At 28.3% G+C, this 18,527-nt stretch carries 15 protein-coding genes; 13 read left to right on the plus strand and 2 right to left on the minus strand.

Going from position 1 to position 18,527, the window contains the following annotated elements:
- Positions 1 to 77: 77 nt before the first annotated feature.
- The 6 genes from K5V21_RS10665 (at position 78) to K5V21_RS10690 (ending at position 5,247) form a co-directional block, all read left to right on the plus strand.
- Positions 78 to 800, plus strand: coding sequence for an IspD/TarI family cytidylyltransferase (locus K5V21_RS10665; protein ID WP_221861239.1), 723 nt, complete (start codon positions 78 to 80; stop codon positions 798 to 800).
- The gene (locus tag K5V21_RS10670) at positions 790 to 1,809 is read left to right on the plus strand and encodes a ribitol-5-phosphate dehydrogenase (RefSeq protein WP_221861240.1); all 1,020 of its coding nucleotides are present in this window, start codon (positions 790 to 792) and stop codon (positions 1,807 to 1,809) included. Before K5V21_RS10665 ends, K5V21_RS10670 begins: the two co-directional genes overlap by 11 nt.
- A 63-nt stretch (positions 1,810 to 1,872) precedes the next feature.
- Positions 1,873 to 3,024: a CDP-glycerol glycerophosphotransferase family protein gene (locus K5V21_RS10675; protein WP_221861241.1), complete on the plus strand. Its 1,152-nt coding sequence runs from the start codon at positions 1,873 to 1,875 to the stop codon at positions 3,022 to 3,024.
- Positions 3,025 to 3,033: 9 nt separating this feature from the next.
- On the plus strand, positions 3,034 to 3,504 hold the full coding sequence (gene pssD, locus K5V21_RS10680) for a PssD/Cps14F family polysaccharide biosynthesis glycosyltransferase (RefSeq protein ID WP_221861242.1): 471 nt from the start codon (positions 3,034 to 3,036) through the stop codon (positions 3,502 to 3,504).
- Positions 3,504 to 3,971 (plus strand): PssE/Cps14G family polysaccharide biosynthesis glycosyltransferase, encoded by a 468-nt coding sequence (pssE, locus tag K5V21_RS10685; protein WP_221861243.1) that lies wholly within the window; start codon positions 3,504 to 3,506, stop codon positions 3,969 to 3,971. The genes pssD and pssE overlap by 1 nt, the downstream gene beginning before the upstream one ends.
- A 139-nt stretch (positions 3,972 to 4,110) precedes the next feature.
- Positions 4,111 to 5,247 carry a Card1-like endonuclease domain-containing protein gene (locus tag K5V21_RS10690; protein ID WP_221861244.1) on the plus strand — a complete coding sequence of 379 codons (1,137 nt, stop codon included), beginning with the start codon at positions 4,111 to 4,113 and terminating at the stop codon, positions 5,245 to 5,247.
- A 16-nt stretch (positions 5,248 to 5,263) separates the two neighbouring features.
- Here the strand turns inward: K5V21_RS10690 and K5V21_RS10695 are convergent, their stop codons facing one another.
- Positions 5,264 to 6,154, minus strand: a complete 891-nt coding sequence (locus tag K5V21_RS10695; protein WP_221861245.1) for a phosphatidylserine decarboxylase — start codon at positions 6,152 to 6,154, stop codon at positions 5,264 to 5,266.
- 298 nt (positions 6,155 to 6,452) lie between these two features.
- Here K5V21_RS10695 and K5V21_RS10700 point away from each other — a divergent pair, with 298 nt between their 5' ends.
- From K5V21_RS10700 to K5V21_RS10730, 7 genes are all read left to right on the plus strand, one after another.
- Entirely contained in the window at positions 6,453 to 8,207 is a 1,755-nt protein-coding gene (locus K5V21_RS10700; RefSeq protein WP_204594204.1) for a ferredoxin hydrogenase, read from the plus strand.
- An 81-nt stretch (positions 8,208 to 8,288) separates the two neighbouring features.
- Positions 8,289 to 9,074: an HAD-IIB family hydrolase gene (locus K5V21_RS10705; RefSeq protein ID WP_221861246.1), complete on the plus strand. Its 786-nt coding sequence runs from the start codon at positions 8,289 to 8,291 to the stop codon at positions 9,072 to 9,074.
- A gap of 183 nt (positions 9,075 to 9,257) precedes the next feature.
- Positions 9,258 to 10,751 (plus strand): glycan biosynthesis hexose transferase WsfD, encoded by a 1,494-nt coding sequence (wsfD, locus tag K5V21_RS10710; protein ID WP_245000699.1) that lies wholly within the window; start codon positions 9,258 to 9,260, stop codon positions 10,749 to 10,751.
- Between the two features lie 3 nt (positions 10,752 to 10,754).
- Positions 10,755 to 11,606, plus strand: coding sequence for a GGDEF domain-containing protein (locus K5V21_RS19645; RefSeq protein WP_221861247.1), 852 nt, complete (start codon positions 10,755 to 10,757; stop codon positions 11,604 to 11,606).
- The gene (locus K5V21_RS10720; RefSeq protein ID WP_221861248.1) at positions 11,596 to 12,945 is read left to right on the plus strand and encodes a DUF2334 domain-containing protein; all 1,350 of its coding nucleotides are present in this window, start codon (positions 11,596 to 11,598) and stop codon (positions 12,943 to 12,945) included. Before K5V21_RS19645 ends, K5V21_RS10720 begins: the two co-directional genes overlap by 11 nt.
- Positions 12,946 to 12,955: 10 nt before the next feature.
- Complete coding sequence (locus tag K5V21_RS10725; RefSeq protein ID WP_221861249.1) at positions 12,956 to 14,206, plus strand: glycosyltransferase; 1,251 nt, start codon at positions 12,956 to 12,958, stop codon at positions 14,204 to 14,206.
- Positions 14,207 to 14,221: 15 nt separating this feature from the next.
- Positions 14,222 to 16,411, plus strand: a complete 2,190-nt coding sequence (locus K5V21_RS10730) for a cellulose biosynthesis cyclic di-GMP-binding regulatory protein BcsB (protein ID WP_221861250.1) — start codon at positions 14,222 to 14,224, stop codon at positions 16,409 to 16,411.
- A 38-nt stretch (positions 16,412 to 16,449) separates the two neighbouring features.
- Here K5V21_RS10730 and K5V21_RS10735 read toward each other — a convergent pair whose 3' ends face one another.
- The gene (locus tag K5V21_RS10735) at positions 16,450 to 18,039 is read right to left on the minus strand and encodes an ABC-F family ATP-binding cassette domain-containing protein (protein WP_221861251.1); all 1,590 of its coding nucleotides are present in this window, start codon (positions 18,037 to 18,039) and stop codon (positions 16,450 to 16,452) included.
- Positions 18,040 to 18,527 lie beyond the last annotated feature (488 nt).

An 18,527-nucleotide genomic window follows, 5' to 3' on the forward strand; every position in this document is an offset into this window, starting at 1 on the left:
TAAGATAAGAAACTAGATAAAGAATCGTTAAATTACAAAGAATGAGCATAAAAGAAAATATGCATAGGAGTGATAATATGATATACGCAGAGATATTAGCAGGTGGAAAAGGTACTCGTATGGGTAACACTGAAATGCCAAAGCAATTTTTAAAAATTGGTGATAAGCCAATAATAATTCATACTGTTGAGACGTTTTTATTAAATACAAGATTTGATAAAATAATCATAACAACACCAAAGCAATGGATTCAACACACTAATGATTTAATAAATAAATACATACCAAAAAATCTAATAGATAACATAGTTATATGTGCAGGTGGATCAGATAGAAATGAGTCAATAATGAGTGGTATAAGGTATATCGAAGAAAAATTCGGAATAAATGATGAAGATATAATAGTTACTCATGATGCAGTAAGACCGTTTTTAACTCATAGAATAATAAATGATAACATAGATTCTACTTTAGAATTTGGTGCTTGTGACACTGTCGTTCCAGCTTTCGATACAATAGTAGAATCAGTTGATGGGGATATAATAAGTGATATCCCAAGGCGTGACTTTATGTATCAAGGACAAACACCACAAAGTTTTAATATAAAAGAATTAACTAATTTATATAATTCATTATCAAATGATGAAAAGCAAATATTAACTGATGCTGCAAAGATATTCGTTGTTAAAGGAAAACATGTTAAGTTAGTACAAGGAGAAGTATTCAATATGAAGATAACTACTCCATATGACTTAAAACTAGCAAATGCTTTAGTGAGGGATGAGATAAATGATAAATAAGGTATATAGATTAATTGCACCTAAGCAAATCACTGTAGAATTTGAAGAGAGAAGCTTAGATGGAGAAGGAATAATTATAAGACCTACAAGATTATCAATATGTGCAGCAGACCAAAGATACTATACAGGAACAAGAGGAAAAGAAGCTATGAAGAAGAAACTTCCTATGGCTCTTATTCATGAAGGTGTTGGCGAAGTTATATATGATCCAAAGGGAGAATTTAAACCTGGAGATACAGTAGTTATGATACCAAATACTCCAACTCAAGTTGATAATGTAATAGCAGAAAATTACTTAACAACAAGTAAGTTTAGAGCCAGTGGTTATGATGGATTTATGCAACAATATGTATTTATGAAAAGAGATCGTATTATAAAATATGATAATATAAATCATGACGTTGCTTCATTCCTAGAACTTATAAGTGTTTCAGCTCATTCAATAGATAGATTTGATAGAAGAGCTCATAAGAGAAGAAATAAGATAGGAATCTGGGGAGATGGAAATGTAGGATTTATAACTGCATTAATACTTAGAAAGAAATTCCCGGAATCAGAAATAATAGTTTTCGGTAAAAACGAAGAAAAATTAAACTTCTTCTCATTCGTAGATGAAACTATACAAATAGATAATATTCCAGATGATTTAAGAGTAGATCATGCTTTTGAAGCAGTTGGTGGAAAAGGAAGTCAATATGCAATAGATCAAATAATAGATTACATAAATCCAGAAGGTACAATTGCACTACTTGGAGTTTCAGAAAATCCAGTGCCTATAAATACTAGAATGGTTTTAGAGAAGGGTCTAACATTTGTAGGAAGCAGTAGAAGTGGAAGAATTGATTTCCAAGAGGGAGTAGATTTCTTAGAAGCTCATGAAGATGCTCAAAATCAATTACAAAAACTAATTTCAGCAGTAATTGATGTAAGAGGCATTGAAGATATAATAAAAGGATTTGAACATGACTTAACAACTCCATTTAAAACAGTATTAAATTGGAGAGTTTAATATTAAAATAAAGGCCCTTTTATAAGGGTCTTTAAATATATCTTAAGGTGAGGATTTTAGTACATGAAAACATTAGAAAGAGTAATATTAAAGTACCTACTAAGGATTGTATATTATTGTTCTTATATAGTTCCTGTAAAGAAGAGGATAATATTTGCAACTTATAGAAATGACACTATGAATGGTAATTTTAAATATATACATGATGAAATAGAATCAAGAAATTCAGGATATGAGTGTAAATTCCTTTATGAAAAGTTTAATAAAGGAGTAAAAGGAATAGTAACTTATTTTCTTCATATGATGAAAGCTACATACTATATGGCAACTTCTGAGTATTTTTTAATAGATGATTTTTACTTTCCGGTATATACGGTAAGGAAACTTAGACGAGGTACAGAAGTAGCTCAAGTGTGGCATGCCTGTGGCGCATTTAAAAAGTTTGGATTTAGTATATTAGATAAAAACTTTGGGGCAGATAATAGTTATGTTAAGTATATACCAATACACAGTAACTACTCACATGTGTTAGTTAGTTCAAAAGAGGTAGCTAAGTATTATGCTGAAGCTTTTAATATGAGTGAGGATAATATCGATCCTATAGGAATACCAAGAACAGATATATTCTTTAATGAGAAAATGAAGCAGGATGCCATGGAGAGAGTATATAATAAATATCCAGAAATCAAAGGCAAAAAGATTGTATTATATGCGCCTACATTTAGAGGTAATAGTCAATCAGATGCTAAAATGGATATAGCTTTTGATGTAGAGAAAGTAGTAAATACATTACCAGAAGGTTATATATTGGCACTTAAGATGCATCCATTTGTAAAAGATAGTATAAATATAAAAAATGATAGAATAGTTAATTTATCAGACTATCCAGCTATAAATGATATTTTAATAATTACAGATTTACTTATTACAGACTATTCATCAATAGTATTTGAATATTCACTACTAGAGAGACCTATGATATTCTATGCTGATGACTTAGACTCATATGAGCATGAGAGAGATTTCTATTATCCATATGAAAGCTTTGTACCAGGGCCTATAGTTAAGAATACGGACGAACTTATAGAAGTATTAAATAGCAGTAATTGTGATTATGAAAAAATAAAGGCATTTAAAAATAAATTCTTTGATTATACTGATGGTTTAGCATCTAAAAGATTTGTAGATAAAATAATCTTAAAGAAGGATATTTAGGTGAGATACATGAAAAAAGTTATATTTATATCATCAACTGGTGGGCACTTATCTGAATTAATGCAATTAAAAAGTATATTTAAAAACTATGATTATCATATAATAACTGAGAAGAATGATACTACTTTAAAACTAAAAGAAGAGTATGGAAATAAAATAAATTATTTAGTGTACGGAGCTAGAAATTATATGCTTAGTTATATGTTTAAGTTTCCATATAACATAATAAAATCATTACTTTTGTATATGAAGATAAGACCAGATGTAATAGTAACAACTGGAGCTCACACAGCGGTACCAATGTGTTATATTGCAAAGTTATTTAAGAAGAATATAATATTTATTGAAACATTTGCAAGAGTAAATTCTCAAAGTATGTCTGGTAGGATGATAAATAAAATTGCAGATGTATTTTTAGTTCAACATGAAGAAATGCTTGATGTCTATGAAAATGCAATTTACAAAGGAGATTTATATTAATGATATTCGTTATTTTAGGAACTCATGAGCTAGAGTTTAAAAGAATGTTACAGTATTTAGAAGATATGAATATTAACGAGCAAATTATAATCCAATCAGGGAATACAGAGTTTTCTTCAAAAAAATATAAGGTAATACCTTTTTTATCACCAAAGGAATTCAATGAATATATAAATAAAAGTGATCTTGTTATAACTCATGGAGGAGTTGGTTCAATACTTACTGGGCTTAGATATAGAAAGAAAGTTATAACTATGCCAAGGCTTTCAAAGTATAATGAACATAATGATGATCACCAGTTAGAAATATGTAATAAGCTATCAAAAGAAGGATATACAATTAATTGTACAGATTTTGATTCATTAAATGAAGCTATTAATAACTACAAGAAAATAGATTTAAAGGAATACGTATTTGATAATAGTAAGCTTATCAACTTTATAAATGACACTATAGATAATTTATAGTTTGAATCTAAAGAGAAACCTATATAGGTTTCTCTTTTTTTATAGGGATAATTATCTGATGTATTACACTTCTCTTTGAATTAAAGTTGTGTTTAAGGGTTAAATTAATTATAAAATAGAGTATTTAAGGAGAGTTATTATGAAAGAAGGTACCTTGCTTACAGTATTTAATAATCATAATGAAAGTGGAATAATTTTAGCTAAAAAATATAAGTTTGAAAATATAATTGTTGCTGAATGTAATGTGCATAAAGACGAGGTGTTTGATAACTTAGTGGAGATATATAAAGAAAGTAATAATGATAGTAAGATTGAAATAGTGAAAGATGATATAGATAGTATAATGGATAGGTTTAAAGGTAAAGAGGGTAGACTTATAATAAACCTAACTTTAGATGATACATTAAAGGCTCTTAAACTTTTATATAAGTGTAAGGAACTTAATATAGATGGAGTATATATTGATATACCTAGAAAGAAGGAATATTGGTTTAAGAAGAATTTAAATATATTAGAAGAGGAGCTTGTAGATTTAGATATAGAGGAAATATTTAAATCGAATGGCAATAATATAATATCTCATGAGTGTAGACTTACAAATGATAATCAGATATTAGATTTTGCTAAGATAATCTATGAGAATATGGATATATGGCATAAGTACAAACAAAGGTTATATGATACGGAAATATTTTCACATGATTATACTAATCAAAAAATAGTTACTATAAATAAAGAAAAATTATGTGATGAAGAAAAAACTATCTTATTTAAAGTAATAAGCAGTCTTAAAAAATTAAATTTAATAGATGTAGAAGAAGATAAGGATATAAAAGTTACATTTTTGAATGATTATCTGAAAGGATTTATATTTAAAAGTGGAACTTGGCTTGAGATTCTTACAGAAAGTATAGTTAAAGAAATAAATTCTATAGATGATGTTAAAAGTGGAGTTGTATTTATGTGGAATGAGCTTCACGGAAATATAAAAAATGAATTAGATGTTGTAGCTATTAAAGATTCAGTTATGGTATGTATATCTTGCAAAGATAGTGCAAAGTATGACGAAAATACACTTAATGAGTTAAAGGTATATAGTGATAGAATTGGTGGGGAAAATTCTAAAAAAATACTAATAGCTACTAAAAAGCCAAATAAATCATCAGTGATAGATAGAGCAAGAGAGATGGGAATACACTTAGTTATACTTGATAGAGATATAAATATCTTTAAAAAAACATTAGAGAATATAATAAACAAAATAACTCAAGATTAAATCTTGAGTTATTTTACTATAGTATCTTGGTACCTATTTCTTCACCCATAACTACCTTTGTTTCATATCCTAAATTAGTTTGATTTATTATATCATCATCAATTTTAACTATCCCTTTTTTTAGGAATACTATAACTGTTGATCCACCAAACTTAAAATATCCTTTTTCATCGCCCCTATTGACGTGTTTGCCTACTGTGTATGATTGAATTATACTACCAACACATGTTGCCCCTACCTCAACATAGAGTACATCATCAAAATTATCTGATTTAAATACTGACCATTCACGTTTATTTTGGCAGAATAACTTAGGTATTTTATCAACTGCTATAGGATTTACTGAATAGTAATTTCCTCTTATAAAGTGATTTGGTCCAGGGGTACCAGAATCTATAAAGTGATATCTATGATAATCTGTTGGACAAAGTCTAAAAATTAAACAAGTTCCGCCATCATAGTCTTTAGCAACATTTGAACCTCCAAGCAATTCCTTTAAGCTATATGTAATTCCCTTAACTTGAACGATTTTATTCATATCTATGTTTTCATAAGCAAAGAGTCTTCCATCTGCAGGTGACATTAACTTATTAATATCATCTGGAATTGGACGAGCATTTGGTAGCACCGTTCTTGCAAAGAAATCATTAAATGTTATAAAATCAGAAGCTTCCTTAGAATATATATCCATATCAATATTAAAATCTTCTATAAATTGTGGTATTTTCTTTGTACTTAATTTAGTGTCACAGAAAAGTCCATACATTTTAGAGCAAAGTTTTTTCTTAATTAATAATTCGGTAAGGCGTTTGCCAGCAGGTGATTGATAGCACCATTCTAAATACTTTCTTCCAGCTACCTTTTCTTCCTCATGTGATTTTGTAGTTCTATTGTATACAAGTATCATTAATTACTCCTTTGTTACTTTTATTGGAAATTTCTTAGTAAATATAATAAAAGTATAGTAGAAATCGTTTGTTAATGCAAGTTATAGGAAATTCTGATACATAATAATAGGAACTTCCAATTGATATTAGTATCGGAATAGGTTAAAATCTAATAGTAGTTTAAATATGATTAGATATTTTATATAAATTTATACTTAATAATATAAATTTTATTTTTATTATTATAAGTTAAAATTATAACAAAGTTTTTGTTTAAGAGAGTTTTAAATTTAAGTTAATGGAGGTACGTCTTTTAGGATGAAAAAATTAGTTATTAATGATAAGGAAATCCAAGTTGCAGAAGGTACTAATATATTAGATGCAGCGAGAGCAAATGGGATTGATGACATTGCTACTCTTTGCTATTTAAAAGAGTGTGGAAATGTTGGTAAGTGTGGAGTTTGTGCAGTAGAAGTTGAAGGTAAACCAAATCTTGTACTAGCATGTCTTACAAAAGTTGAAGATGGAATGGTTATAAGAACAAACACAGAAAAGGTTCAAGAAAGAGTTAAATCTAGAGTTTCAGCTTTATTAAATAAACATGAATTCAAGTGTGGACCATGTTCAAGAAGAGAAACTTGTGAGTTCTTAAAATTAGTTATAAAAAGTAAAGGAAGAGCAACAACGCCTTTCTTACCAAAAGATAAAAGTGAATATATTGATGAAAGAAGTAAATCAATTACTATAGATAGAACAAAATGTGTACTTTGTGGAAGATGCCAATCAAGCTGTAAAGTAAAATCAGGTACAGAAGCTATAAAGATAGCAAACTTTGATGGAACTAGAATGGTAGCTCCAACAGATAATAAATGTTTTGATGATACAAATTGTTTATTATGTGGACAATGTGTATCTGCATGTCCAGTGGCTGCATTAGAGGAAAAATCACATATTGAAAGAGTTGAAGAAGCTTTAGCTGATCCAGAAATGCATGTATTAGTTGCTATGGCTCCTGCTGTAAGAACTTCAATGGGTGAATTATTCAAAATGGGTTATGGGGTAGATGTAACTGGTAAATTATATACTGCTTTAAGGGAATTAGGATTCAATAAAGTATTTGATATAAACTTTGGTGCTGATATGACCATAATGGAAGAAGCAACTGAGCTTGTCCAAAGAATACAAGCGGGTGGACCTTTCCCAATGCTTACATCATGTTGTCCTGCTTGGGTAAGACAAGTTGAAAATTACTATCCAAATCTTATAGATAATTTATCAACAGCTAAATCACCTCAACAAATATTTGGTACTGCTACTAAAACATACTATCCTCAATTAGCTGATATTGACCCTAAAAAGGTATTTACGGTAACTGTTATGCCATGTACAGCTAAAAAATATGAAGCTGATAGACCAGAAATGGAACAAAACGGATTAAGAGATATAGATGCTGTTATTACAACAAGAGAATTAGCTAAAATGATAAAAGCTAGAAAGATAGATTTTGCTAATTTAGAAGATGGAGTTCAAGATCCTGCAATGGGAGAATACACTGGTGCTGGAGTAATATTCGGAGCAACAGGTGGAGTTATGGAAGCTGCAATAAGAACAGCTAAGGACTTTGTTGAAAATGAAAGCTTAGAAAATGTAGAATATCATGAAGTAAGAGGATTAGATGGAATTAAAGAAGCTACTGTGAAGATAGGTGGAAAAGACTATAATCTAGCTGTAGTTAATGGTTCAGCAAATCTTTTTGAATTCATTGAAAGTGGAAGACTTGATAATAAACAATACCACTTCATCGAAGTAATGGCATGTCCTGGTGGATGTGTAGATGGTGGTGGTCAGCCACATGTAAGTGCTACAGATAGAGAAAAGATAAATGTAAGAGCTGTAAGAGCATCTGTTTTATATAATCAAGATAAAAACTTTAAAAAGAGAAAATCTCATGAAAATGAAGCTTTATTAAAGATGTATGAAACATATATGGGACATCCAGGTCATGGAAAGGCTCATGAGTTATTACATCTTAAGTATAAGAAAAAAGATAAAAAATCAGAAGAAATTGTATAATTCTGTAGAATAATCTGTAATTTAAATATATCTCATGCTATAGTAAGTGTGAGATATATTTTTTTTATTTATGGAGGTAATATGAAGATACTAGCGAGTGATTTTGATGGAACTTTATTAGTTGATAAAGAGATTAATCAAAAGGATATTGAGGGAATAAAGAGATTAAGGAAAGAAGGACACAAATTTATTGTATCCACTGGAAGAACTTTTTTAGGGATGAAAGATGTCTTAGAAAAATATGAGTTAGAATTTGATTACTTAGTGCTTTGTAACGGAGCATTAATATTAGATAAAGACCTTAAGGTTATAAAAAATAGTATGATAAGTTTTGACGTGGTAGAAAAGATTATTAAAGAATTCTCACAAGAAGAAAATACAATGGTTTATTTTGATAATGGAAATGGAATGAATTTAATTGAAAACCCTAGTGTTGATTTAAATAATCTTGAATTCTTTGCAGAATTAGATGTTGATATAGCATCAAAAGAGGAGATATTAAAATTAAAAAGCGGAGCCCTTATATTAAGTGTATTTGCGACAGATGGCTCAATAGAAAGAGCGGAGAAAATAAAAGAAAATTTAATAGGTATGTTTGGAGATGAACTTGGAATATTTAGAAATCAATTTTTTGTTGATATAGTATCAAAAGGTTCATCAAAAGGAAATGGACTTACAGAGGTACTAGAACTTGAAAATAAGAGTTTTGATGATATATATACAGTTGGAGATTCTTTTAATGATGTATCTATGTTTAATATAACTAATAATAGTTATACATTTAATAGGGCGGAAGAGGGAGTAAAAGAATATGCTAAGAATCATATAGACTTTGTTCATGAAATTGTAGATAACATAATAAAATAATTAAATGGATATTTTAAGAATATAAAGGTTAACTAATTTAAATAAGTTAACCTTTAAAACTATCTAATTTAAGAAATAAGAAGTATAAAAATGTTTATAAAAAATATAATGTTTATTTGCTATATATACTTTTAAAAATAGTATGATTTAAATAAAGGCATTACAGAAAAGGAGCTTTTTACTATGAAATTATTTAATAGTATTAAGAATGGTGCGATAAGGGCAGATATTATGCTAAATAGATTGAATTTTCCAATATTAGCTGTAATATTAGTTTTAGCTATAGGATCAATGACATTATTTATTAAACCTTTAATAGGCATGGCTAATAATGGTGACTTTTTTAGAATTATAAGTCAAAATGAGCTTCATTATTTAAACAATAATCCAGAAGATCAACAAGATGAGCATTTTAAATACTTTCAAAAAGACTATGGTATTAATCAGTATCATAGTAATAACAAAAGAATGCTTATATCAACTCAATCTATTCTAATAAAACCAGCAATTATGTTAAATAAATTAATTACGGGTAATAATAAAATATTTGATATCCGATTTTTGTCAGCTATATTACTTGTATTTCATGCAATAGCTGCTTATATATTAGTAAAGGTATTTACATCGTACTTAAGAAGGCCAGTATTTAAGTTAATAATAACTTTATTATACATATTTATTTTTATGGACACTGGCTATATAGCATATTTTAATTCTTTCTATGGCGAAGGAGTTAATATACCATTCTTTTTATTGAGTATAGGAATATTACTCTATATGATAAGATTTAATAAATTTACTTGGTATAACTTAATTACCTTTTTTATTACATCTTTTATATTTTTTGGAGCTAAGCAGCAATTAGCACCTACTGGTGTATTACTTGGAATTTTAATGTGGAGAATATTGCATTATACAAATAAATTATCAGTAAAAATACTAGCTTGTATAATGGCAATAGCATTTGTTGTAGGAGCAGGATTTTTTTACAAATCAATAGAAGGAGACTTTGACTATATAAATAGATATCATGCATTAAATAGAGGTATTCTTTTAGATGAAGGAGATGCAGATAAAATATTAGATGATATGAATATAAATGATCAATATTCATTGCTAGAAAATACAATATATTTTGTAGATGTCCCTCAAATTGATTTGAAAAATAAAGATCTTATTAAATCATATTATGATAATTTTACGATAGATAAGATAATTCTTTATTATGCAACACATCCGAAGGATATGTTTAAGATGATTGATATAGGATTCAGAAATGCTTATTATATAAGGCCCGTTACACAAGGAAATTATGAAAAAAGTGCAGGAATGGAGCCAGGTGCTAAATCTTATTTCTTCAGTGGATGGAGTACATTTAAGAGTGAATATTTACCTAAAACATTTATTGCATCTATGCTTTATATAATATTATTTTTCATTTTATCTATAAAGAGATATAAACTTTCAAGATATAAAGATGATGATAGTGGGCGATTAACAGAAGAGGCTTATGTATATATATTCTTAATAGGATTGGTCCAAATAGCGACATCATTAGTTGGAGCAGGAGATGCGGACCTTTCTAAGCATGAATTTATGTACAATATGTCTTGGGACATAATGTTTTTATATTTTGTATTAAATTTATTAAAGAAAAAGGACATTAAGGAGGGTTAAAGAGTGAGTTCGTTAGATATAAGAAAGAAAATAGACTTAGCAGTAACTATACTAATAGTATTTTTCTTTGGAATAGGGATTACATTTAATATATTAAAATTGGAATCAAGCTTTGAAAATTATATTATGTTTTTAATTTTAGTAATTGTTATGATTATATCTTATTATACAAATATAACATTGTCACTAATAGTATCCTTAGTTGTAGACTTTGTATATATGAGTATAAAACTTTATTTTGCATTAGGTGGAAATAGTAGAATTGATATTAGTACATATTTTTGGACTATTATTATTATTATTTCAGCTATATTAATATCTAATATATCAAGCCTTATTTTTAAGATGCAAAAAGAGATAACTGAACTAAGAGAAAGAAATAATAATCTTGTAATGATTGATCACGAAACAGGTATGCGAAACTCAAGAGCTTTTATGAATGAACTACCAATATATATAAGCATGACAAGAAGAAGAAAAGATATTCCAATAACTGTAATGGTTGTAAATATACAATATAGCGATAAGATAAAGGGATTTCTCGGAGAGGAGAAGTACAAGGATGTTATAACTTTTGCCGCAAATAGAATAAGTACTTTATTAAGAGGTGAAGACAGAAAATATATTATCAATGATTCAACTTTTGCGTATATATTATTATCAACTGAAGAAGGTGCAAGGGTAGTAATGAAAAGGCTTAAGGAAGAGATAAAGAAGATAGTTTTAGATGAGGATAGTTTGCTTGGAGGATTGAACCTAGAGATACAAGTTGGATATAAGACCTGGAGCGAAGATATAAAAGATCCAATTGATTTCTTAAGGAGAGCAGAAGCAGAGGTCGAGTATGATGTATAAAAAATATAGAAATTATATTTTTTATACTTTTATTATAGTTGCTTTATTTGGTGTGATTCCGCAAAGGAAAGCTTCTGCTTCAACATTTAATAATATAATCATATTATATGATAGCTATACTCAGTATGGAGAAGATAAGAATACCCTGGATTATGTAAATGAAATGGTGTTATCATTTGGAGGGAAAGTAAATATAGTTAATTTTAATGATTTTAAAGATGAGTTATTTAGAGATTACAGTAGTGTAATTATATTAAGTAATGATGATAATAGTCTAAGTAAAGATATGAAGGACAAAATCAAAAACTTTAAAGGAACTATATTCTGGATAGGAAAGAATTATGGTGAGTTTAAAGGCCAATCTAATATAACGCATATTGGTTTAAATTCATTAAATAGTTCTACTCAAAAAAAGATTTTTAAGGCATTTAATGAAAAAGAAGTATGGATTCAGAAGAAATATTTTATATTAGATAATGTTAATCCTTTCATAGATTTAAATGAACTAGTAAATAAAATAGATTATTTAAATAGTCATGGAATTCAATTTTTTATTAGTGCAATACCTATATTTGAAAATACAGATTTTAATGCAATGAAGAGATTTGCAGAAGTGCTTAGGTATGCTCAATGTAAGGGAGGATATGTAATATTACATAGCCCATATATTATGGAAAAATCAGCGCCTTCAGAAGATATAATTAATAAAAGTGAAATAGGATATCAAAATTATCTAAACTATCTTATATATCCATTAGGGTTTGATATACCAGATTTCTTTTTATATAGAGATAATATGAAGCAATTTCTTGAAAAGACAAATACAATCTTTATAAGTGATGATGAAGGTATGGGAGCCCAAAGTCCTGGATATTTTAAAAATATCAAATTTGATAATGTTATAAATAAGGTAGACTATACAAAGATAAATAATATTAAATATCGAGATTTTAAAGATATTGCTATATCTGTGGATAATAGTATACCTTATGATAAGTTTAAAAATATTGTAGATGAACTTAGAAATTTAGAGATATATTTTAATGATCCAAGATATTTAAATATAGAATTGAAGATAAATAATAATACAATAACGTCGGGGATTAGTGGTACTTTTTTAGATGGAAGTCCAGTTACTCAAAATAATTTTATAAGCCGAGATGACTTTGCAAAAGCTGTAGAGAAAAGTAGTAGCTTAGAGGTAGAGGAAAATAAAAAGTTAATAAGCATTGAAAAGCCTAAAAAAATAATTATAATAATAGCGGCATCTTCAAGCATTATTTTCTTAATAATAGTTATCTTGAGTAGGAAAAAAGACAAGAGGAAGTACTTCAAATAAGGAGACTGGTATGAATATATTTGATTATTTGGCTTTATACTCTTTGGCAGTTATATGGGTAATAATATTTATAAATGTCATATTAATGGTTGCTGGATATGTTTATTATACTAAAACTTTAAAAGTTAAAATGGATGAAGAATTAAAAGAATATCCTTTTGTTTCTGTTATGGTTCCAGCGCATAATGAAGCAAAGGTAATTAGAAAAACTGTTCAATCTCTTTTGGAGTTTGATTATCCAAAGGATAGATATGAAATTATAGTCATTAATGATAACTCAAGTGATAATTCACACGATATATTAACTGAAATACAAAATAATAATCCAGATAGAAATTTAACCGTGATAAGTACAGATAATATAGTTGGAGGTAAGGGAAAATCGAATTCTTTAAATATTGGATTTGAAAAAAGCAGAGGAGAAATTCTTGCAATATATGATGCTGATAATACTCCAGAGAAAAAAGCACTTAAATATTTAGTACAGACACTTATAAAAGATGATGGACTTGGAGCTGTTATCGGGAAATTTAGATGTAGAAATAAATCTAGGAACCTTCTTACAAGGTTTATAAATATAGAAACACTTACATTTCAATGGATGGCGCAGGCTGGTAGATGGCAATTGTTGGGTTTATGCACTATTCCAGGAACGAATTTTGTTATAAGAAGAAGTATAATAGAAGAAATGGGTGGATGGGACACAAAAGCAATAACGGAAGATACAGAAATAAGTTTTAGAATGTATAGAATGGGATACAAAATAAAATTTATGCCCCTTGCAGTTACGTGGGAGCAGGAGCCTCAAACTCTAAAGGTTTGGATTAGGCAAAGAACAAGATGGGCAAAGGGAAATACCTATGTTGTAATAAAAAACTTCAAATATTTATTTAAGAGAAATGCTGGTGTTACTAGATTTGATATTCTTTATTATGCTATGACATATTTCTTATTCTTATCAGCAAGTATTATTTCGGATGGCTTATTTATACTTGGAATGACAGGATTTATCCATTTAAATTTAACTGGATTTGGGGCAATAATTTGGTTAATTGCAATAGTCATGTTTATATTATCTATAATGGTAGCGATATCTACAGAAAAAGGTGAATTAACATTTAAAAATATAATTATTATATTCTTAATGTATTTTTTCTATTGTAAGCTATGGGCTTTTGTAGCACTACTTGGATTTTATAATTACATTAAAGATATATTATTCAAAAGAGAGGTTAAGTGGTATAAAACAGAAAGATTTTAGAAGGGAGGATATAATATGAAAAATCACAATAAAGCAGAATGGATGTTGAAAGTATTACTAATATTCAGCTTTACCATTATTATAGGATTTACCTTAAATAATAATATTGCGAATGCAGCACCTAAAAATAATAAAGTTACAAACCAAGCAAATAAAAAAACTTTTTATATAGATTCTGATGTAGTATTTAAAGGGGTATTTTCTTCTCATAGTTGGTTTTTTGATTTAGAAAAATGGTGGGGAACAGACTATGTTGAGGCAGAAATAGATTTTAGTATGAATCAAGTTGTTCAAAAAGGCGTTGAAAGTTATTTAACTCTTTCAGTAAATGATATACCATTTTCATCTGAGAAGATAGCATATAATCCTAAAAAAGAAACTCAAACTCTAAAGGTAAGAATACCAAAGAAACTATTTAAAGAAGGAAGTAATAAATTTACTGTAAATGCATATGCAAGAGTTACTGATTTGCCATGTGTTGATGATGTAAATTCAGCAAATTGGCTTGATATATACAAAAACTCTAAGGTAACAGTAAATTATAAAAACATAGCTTCAGATAATAATATTTCAAATTTTCCATATCCATTTTTAAAAGTTAATGATGATAAAAATCCTGGCACTGCAATTGTAGTGCCAGATAATCACACAGATAGTGATGTAGCATCTGCATTAATGATGAATTCATATCTTGGAAGCATATATAAAAATGGTGATTATAACGGGAAGATAATAAAGTATTCTGATATAAAAAATTATAAGGATTATAATATAATTTATATAGGTGAAGAGAGTAGTCTACCGAATGAACTTAGAGGTTATTTTAATAAAGTTGATTCAGGGAATTTTAAGAATGGATCAATAATAAAAGAAGCACAATCACCTTATACAAAAAATGAAAATACAAAGATACTATTATTAGTATCAAATAATACAGATATGCTAAATAAGTCAATTAAGTTTATGATGAATGAAAATCTAGTTTCTCAAATTAATCAAGATCAATATATAATTGATAATAATACCAAAGAATTAGATATTGCATCAGAGCCTTCAAATAAGATAACCTTTAGTGAACTTGGTAATAATGAGATTCTTTTAAAGGGACCATTTAGAAGAACAGCGAACTTATCATATTACATACCCAAAAATAGGATTCTTGCAGATGGTGGAAAAATAAAACTTAATATGAGATATTCGGAGAATTTAGATTTTGATAGATCACTAGTGACTGTTTATATAAATGGAGTTCCAATAGGGAGCAAGAAACTTACTAAAGAAAATGCTAATGGAGATTTTGTAGAACTAAATATTCCATCTGATATTAAAAAAACAAGTTACTTAAATATTCAAGTTGCCTTTGATTTAGAGGTTCCAGGAGTATGGTGTGAAAAGAGAAGTGAAGATACGCCATGGGCACTAGTTACTGGAGATTCTTATTTATACTTACCAAATTCAAAGCAACTTAATTATTATTTTGATAATTATCCTAATCCATTTATAAATGATGGTGTGCTTAATAATATATTAATAGTTACTCCAGATAATATGGAATCAGATGATTTAACTACATTAGGAAATATAGCATCATATTGGGGTAAGGATTTAAAATATAATATAGGAACTATAATGGTAAAGAAAGGTTCACAAGTAGGGAAAGAAAAGAAAGAAAAGAACCTTTTAATATATGGTACACCAGATAGTAATCCATTTATAAAAGAAGTAAATGAAGATTTATGGTTTAAATATAATAAAGAATATAGTGCATTTGAATCAAATGAGAAGTTGTATTTAACAGATCCATTTAGTTCTCAAATAACAACATATCAATTAAGTGAATCACCATTTAATAATCAATTAGGCATGCTTGTGCTTACATCACCTAACGATAAGTTATTAAGAGAATCAACAGAGTACCTATCATCATCAGATAAAGCATTCAAGCTTACTGGCGATTCAGAGATTATAGATCAGTATGGAAATGTAAGAAGTTTTGTTATGAGTGCTCCGAAGGAAAAGCCTATATTCGAAAAAATAAATAATTTAGATGGAAACATAAAGGTTTTAATGGCTACACTTATATTAATACTAATACTAGTAATAGCTATAATAATAATGTTCACATATAAGTATAGAAAATTAGATAAGAAAGAGAAAAAACATATAGTTGAAGACAAGATAAAGAATATATTTAAGAGAAAATAAAAAAAGCCTTAGGAGTTATAAATTCCTAAGGCTTTTAATTATTTCATTGTTTCTAAGTACTCATCATATGTCATAACTCTGTCAACTAAGCTACCATCTTCTTTAATATCAAAGATTCTATTTGCAATAGTTTGAATGAACTCATGGTCATGAGAAGCGAATAAAAGTACGCTCTTAAAGTCTTTAAGTCCATTATTTACAGCAGTTATTGATTCAAGGTCTAAGTGGTTTGTAGGTTGATCTAGCATTAATACATTTGCATTTGAAAGCATCATTCTAGATAACATACATCTAACCTTTTCTCCTCCAGAAAGTACTGAAGCTTCTTTTAATGCTTCTTCGCCTGAGAATAACATTCTTCCAAGGAAACCTCTTATGTAACTTTCTGATTTTTCTTCTGAGAATTGTCTAAGCCAATCAACAAGTGATAGGTTACAATCATTGAAGAATTCTGAATTATCTTTAGGGAAGTAAGAAGTTGATATAGTAACACCCCATTTGAATGCTCCGCTATCTGCTTCCATTTCTCCGTTTAATATCTTAAATAATGTAGTTATAGCTATTTCATTAGCACCAACTAAAGCAATTTTATCGTCTTTGTTTACTCTAAAGCTTACATTGTCTAGAACTTTAACACCATCGATAGTTTTACTTAAGCCTTCAACTACTAATATATCATTACCAACTTCTCTTTCAGGCTTAAATCCAACGAATGGATATCTTCTAGTAGAAGGTTGAATATCGTCTAAAGTAATTTTGTCTAATAACTTCTTTCTTGAAGTTGCTTGCTTAGATTTTGATGCATTAGCACTAAATCTAGCAATGAAGTCTTGAAGTTCTTTAATTTTTTCTTCTTTTTTCTTATTTTGATCCTTAGACATTTGAAGAGCAAGTTGACTTGACTCATACCAGAAATCATAGTTACCAGTAAATATTTTAATCTTACCAAAATCAACATCGGCTATATTAGTACAAACTTTATTTAGGAAGTGTCTATCATGGGATACAACTATAACAGTTCCTGGGAAGTTTATTAAGAACTCTTCAAGCCAGTTTATTGATTTAATATCTAAATGGTTTGTAGGCTCATCTAGTATAAGGATTCCAGGATTACCGAATAAGGCTTGAGCTAAAAGAACTTTAACCTTTTCTGAACCAGTTAATTCTGAAACTTTTTTATAGTGCGTATCAGTACCAATACCAAGTCCTTGAAGTAATGATGAAGCTTCTGATTCAGCTTCCCATCCATTAAGATCAGCAAATTCTCCTTCAAGTTCTGATGCTTTTATTCCATCTTCATCAGTGAAATCAGGTTTTGCATATAATGCATCCTTTTCTTTCATGATTTGATATAATCTTTCATTACCCATAATTACTGTTTCTAAAACTTCGAACTCATCATATTCAAAGTGATCTTGTTTTAAAACAGACATTCTTGTATTTGGAGCAATTGATACGTCTCCTGTGTTTGGCTCAACTTCTCCTGAAAGAATCTTTAAGAAAGTACTCTTACCAGCACCATTAGCTCCAATTACGCCATAACAGTTTCCAGCAGTGAACTTTAAGTTAACATCTTCAAAAAGCTTACGTCCACCATATCTTAAACTAACATTTGATACAGTTATCAATCTTATTCTACCTCATTTCATAAATATATTTATCTGCCTATTATAACATATAAATTAAAATAAATACCATAACAAAATAAACATTAGGTAAATGGCTCTAAAGTTAGTAAAAGTAATAACTTAGATAACATACCAATAGTAAGAATTTATATTGACAAGTTTTTTATAATGATGGTAAAATTAACTTATATTAAAAAGTAGGTTGGGAGAATCAGTCATGAAAAATTGCATTAACTTCAATTTTATAAAAAAAGTTAATATAGCATATTACTTTAATTATTATAGATAAAGTTTGTATTTATGAAATGAAATTATAGATACAAACTTTAGTCGAAACTCTAAGTTTGTATCTATGATGGTTAAGGTTAAATGACTTGTTCGGATTTAATATATTATTAGCCACATAGGACGAAATACTATGTGGTGCTTTTTATTTTTACAGTAAAATATGCCACATAGGAGAGAAATCACCTATGTGGCTTTTTATA

This window comes from Clostridium sardiniense, from assembly GCF_019753795.1.
GTDB lineage: Bacteria > Bacillota > Clostridia > Clostridiales > Clostridiaceae > Clostridium > Clostridium sardiniense.

Excerpts from the sequence above, each read along its gene's own strand:
- K5V21_RS10670 (WP_221861240.1), top strand. The coding sequence starts at position 790 with ATGATAAATAAGGTATATAGATTAATTGCACCTAAGCAAATCACTGTA.
- wsfD (WP_245000699.1), top strand. The coding sequence starts at position 9,258 with ATGAAATTATTTAATAGTATTAAGAATGGTGCGATAAGGGCAGATATT.
- K5V21_RS10720 (WP_221861248.1), top strand. The coding sequence starts at position 11,596 with ATGATGTATAAAAAATATAGAAATTATATTTTTTATACTTTTATTATA.
- K5V21_RS10695 (WP_221861245.1), bottom strand. The coding sequence starts at position 6,154 with ATGATACTTGTATACAATAGAACTACAAAATCACATGAGGAAGAAAAG.
- K5V21_RS10690 (WP_221861244.1), top strand. The coding sequence starts at position 4,111 with ATGAAAGAAGGTACCTTGCTTACAGTATTTAATAATCATAATGAAAGT.
- K5V21_RS10700 (WP_204594204.1), top strand. The coding sequence starts at position 6,453 with ATGAAAAAATTAGTTATTAATGATAAGGAAATCCAAGTTGCAGAAGGT.
- K5V21_RS10730 (WP_221861250.1), top strand. The coding sequence starts at position 14,222 with ATGAAAAATCACAATAAAGCAGAATGGATGTTGAAAGTATTACTAATA.
- pssD (WP_221861242.1), top strand. The coding sequence starts at position 3,034 with ATGAAAAAAGTTATATTTATATCATCAACTGGTGGGCACTTATCTGAA.
- K5V21_RS10705 (WP_221861246.1), top strand. The coding sequence starts at position 8,289 with ATGAAGATACTAGCGAGTGATTTTGATGGAACTTTATTAGTTGATAAA.
- K5V21_RS10725 (WP_221861249.1), top strand. The coding sequence starts at position 12,956 with ATGAATATATTTGATTATTTGGCTTTATACTCTTTGGCAGTTATATGG.
- K5V21_RS10675 (WP_221861241.1), top strand. The coding sequence starts at position 1,873 with ATGAAAACATTAGAAAGAGTAATATTAAAGTACCTACTAAGGATTGTA.
- pssE (WP_221861243.1), top strand. The coding sequence starts at position 3,504 with ATGATATTCGTTATTTTAGGAACTCATGAGCTAGAGTTTAAAAGAATG.
- K5V21_RS10665 (WP_221861239.1), top strand. The coding sequence starts at position 78 with ATGATATACGCAGAGATATTAGCAGGTGGAAAAGGTACTCGTATGGGT.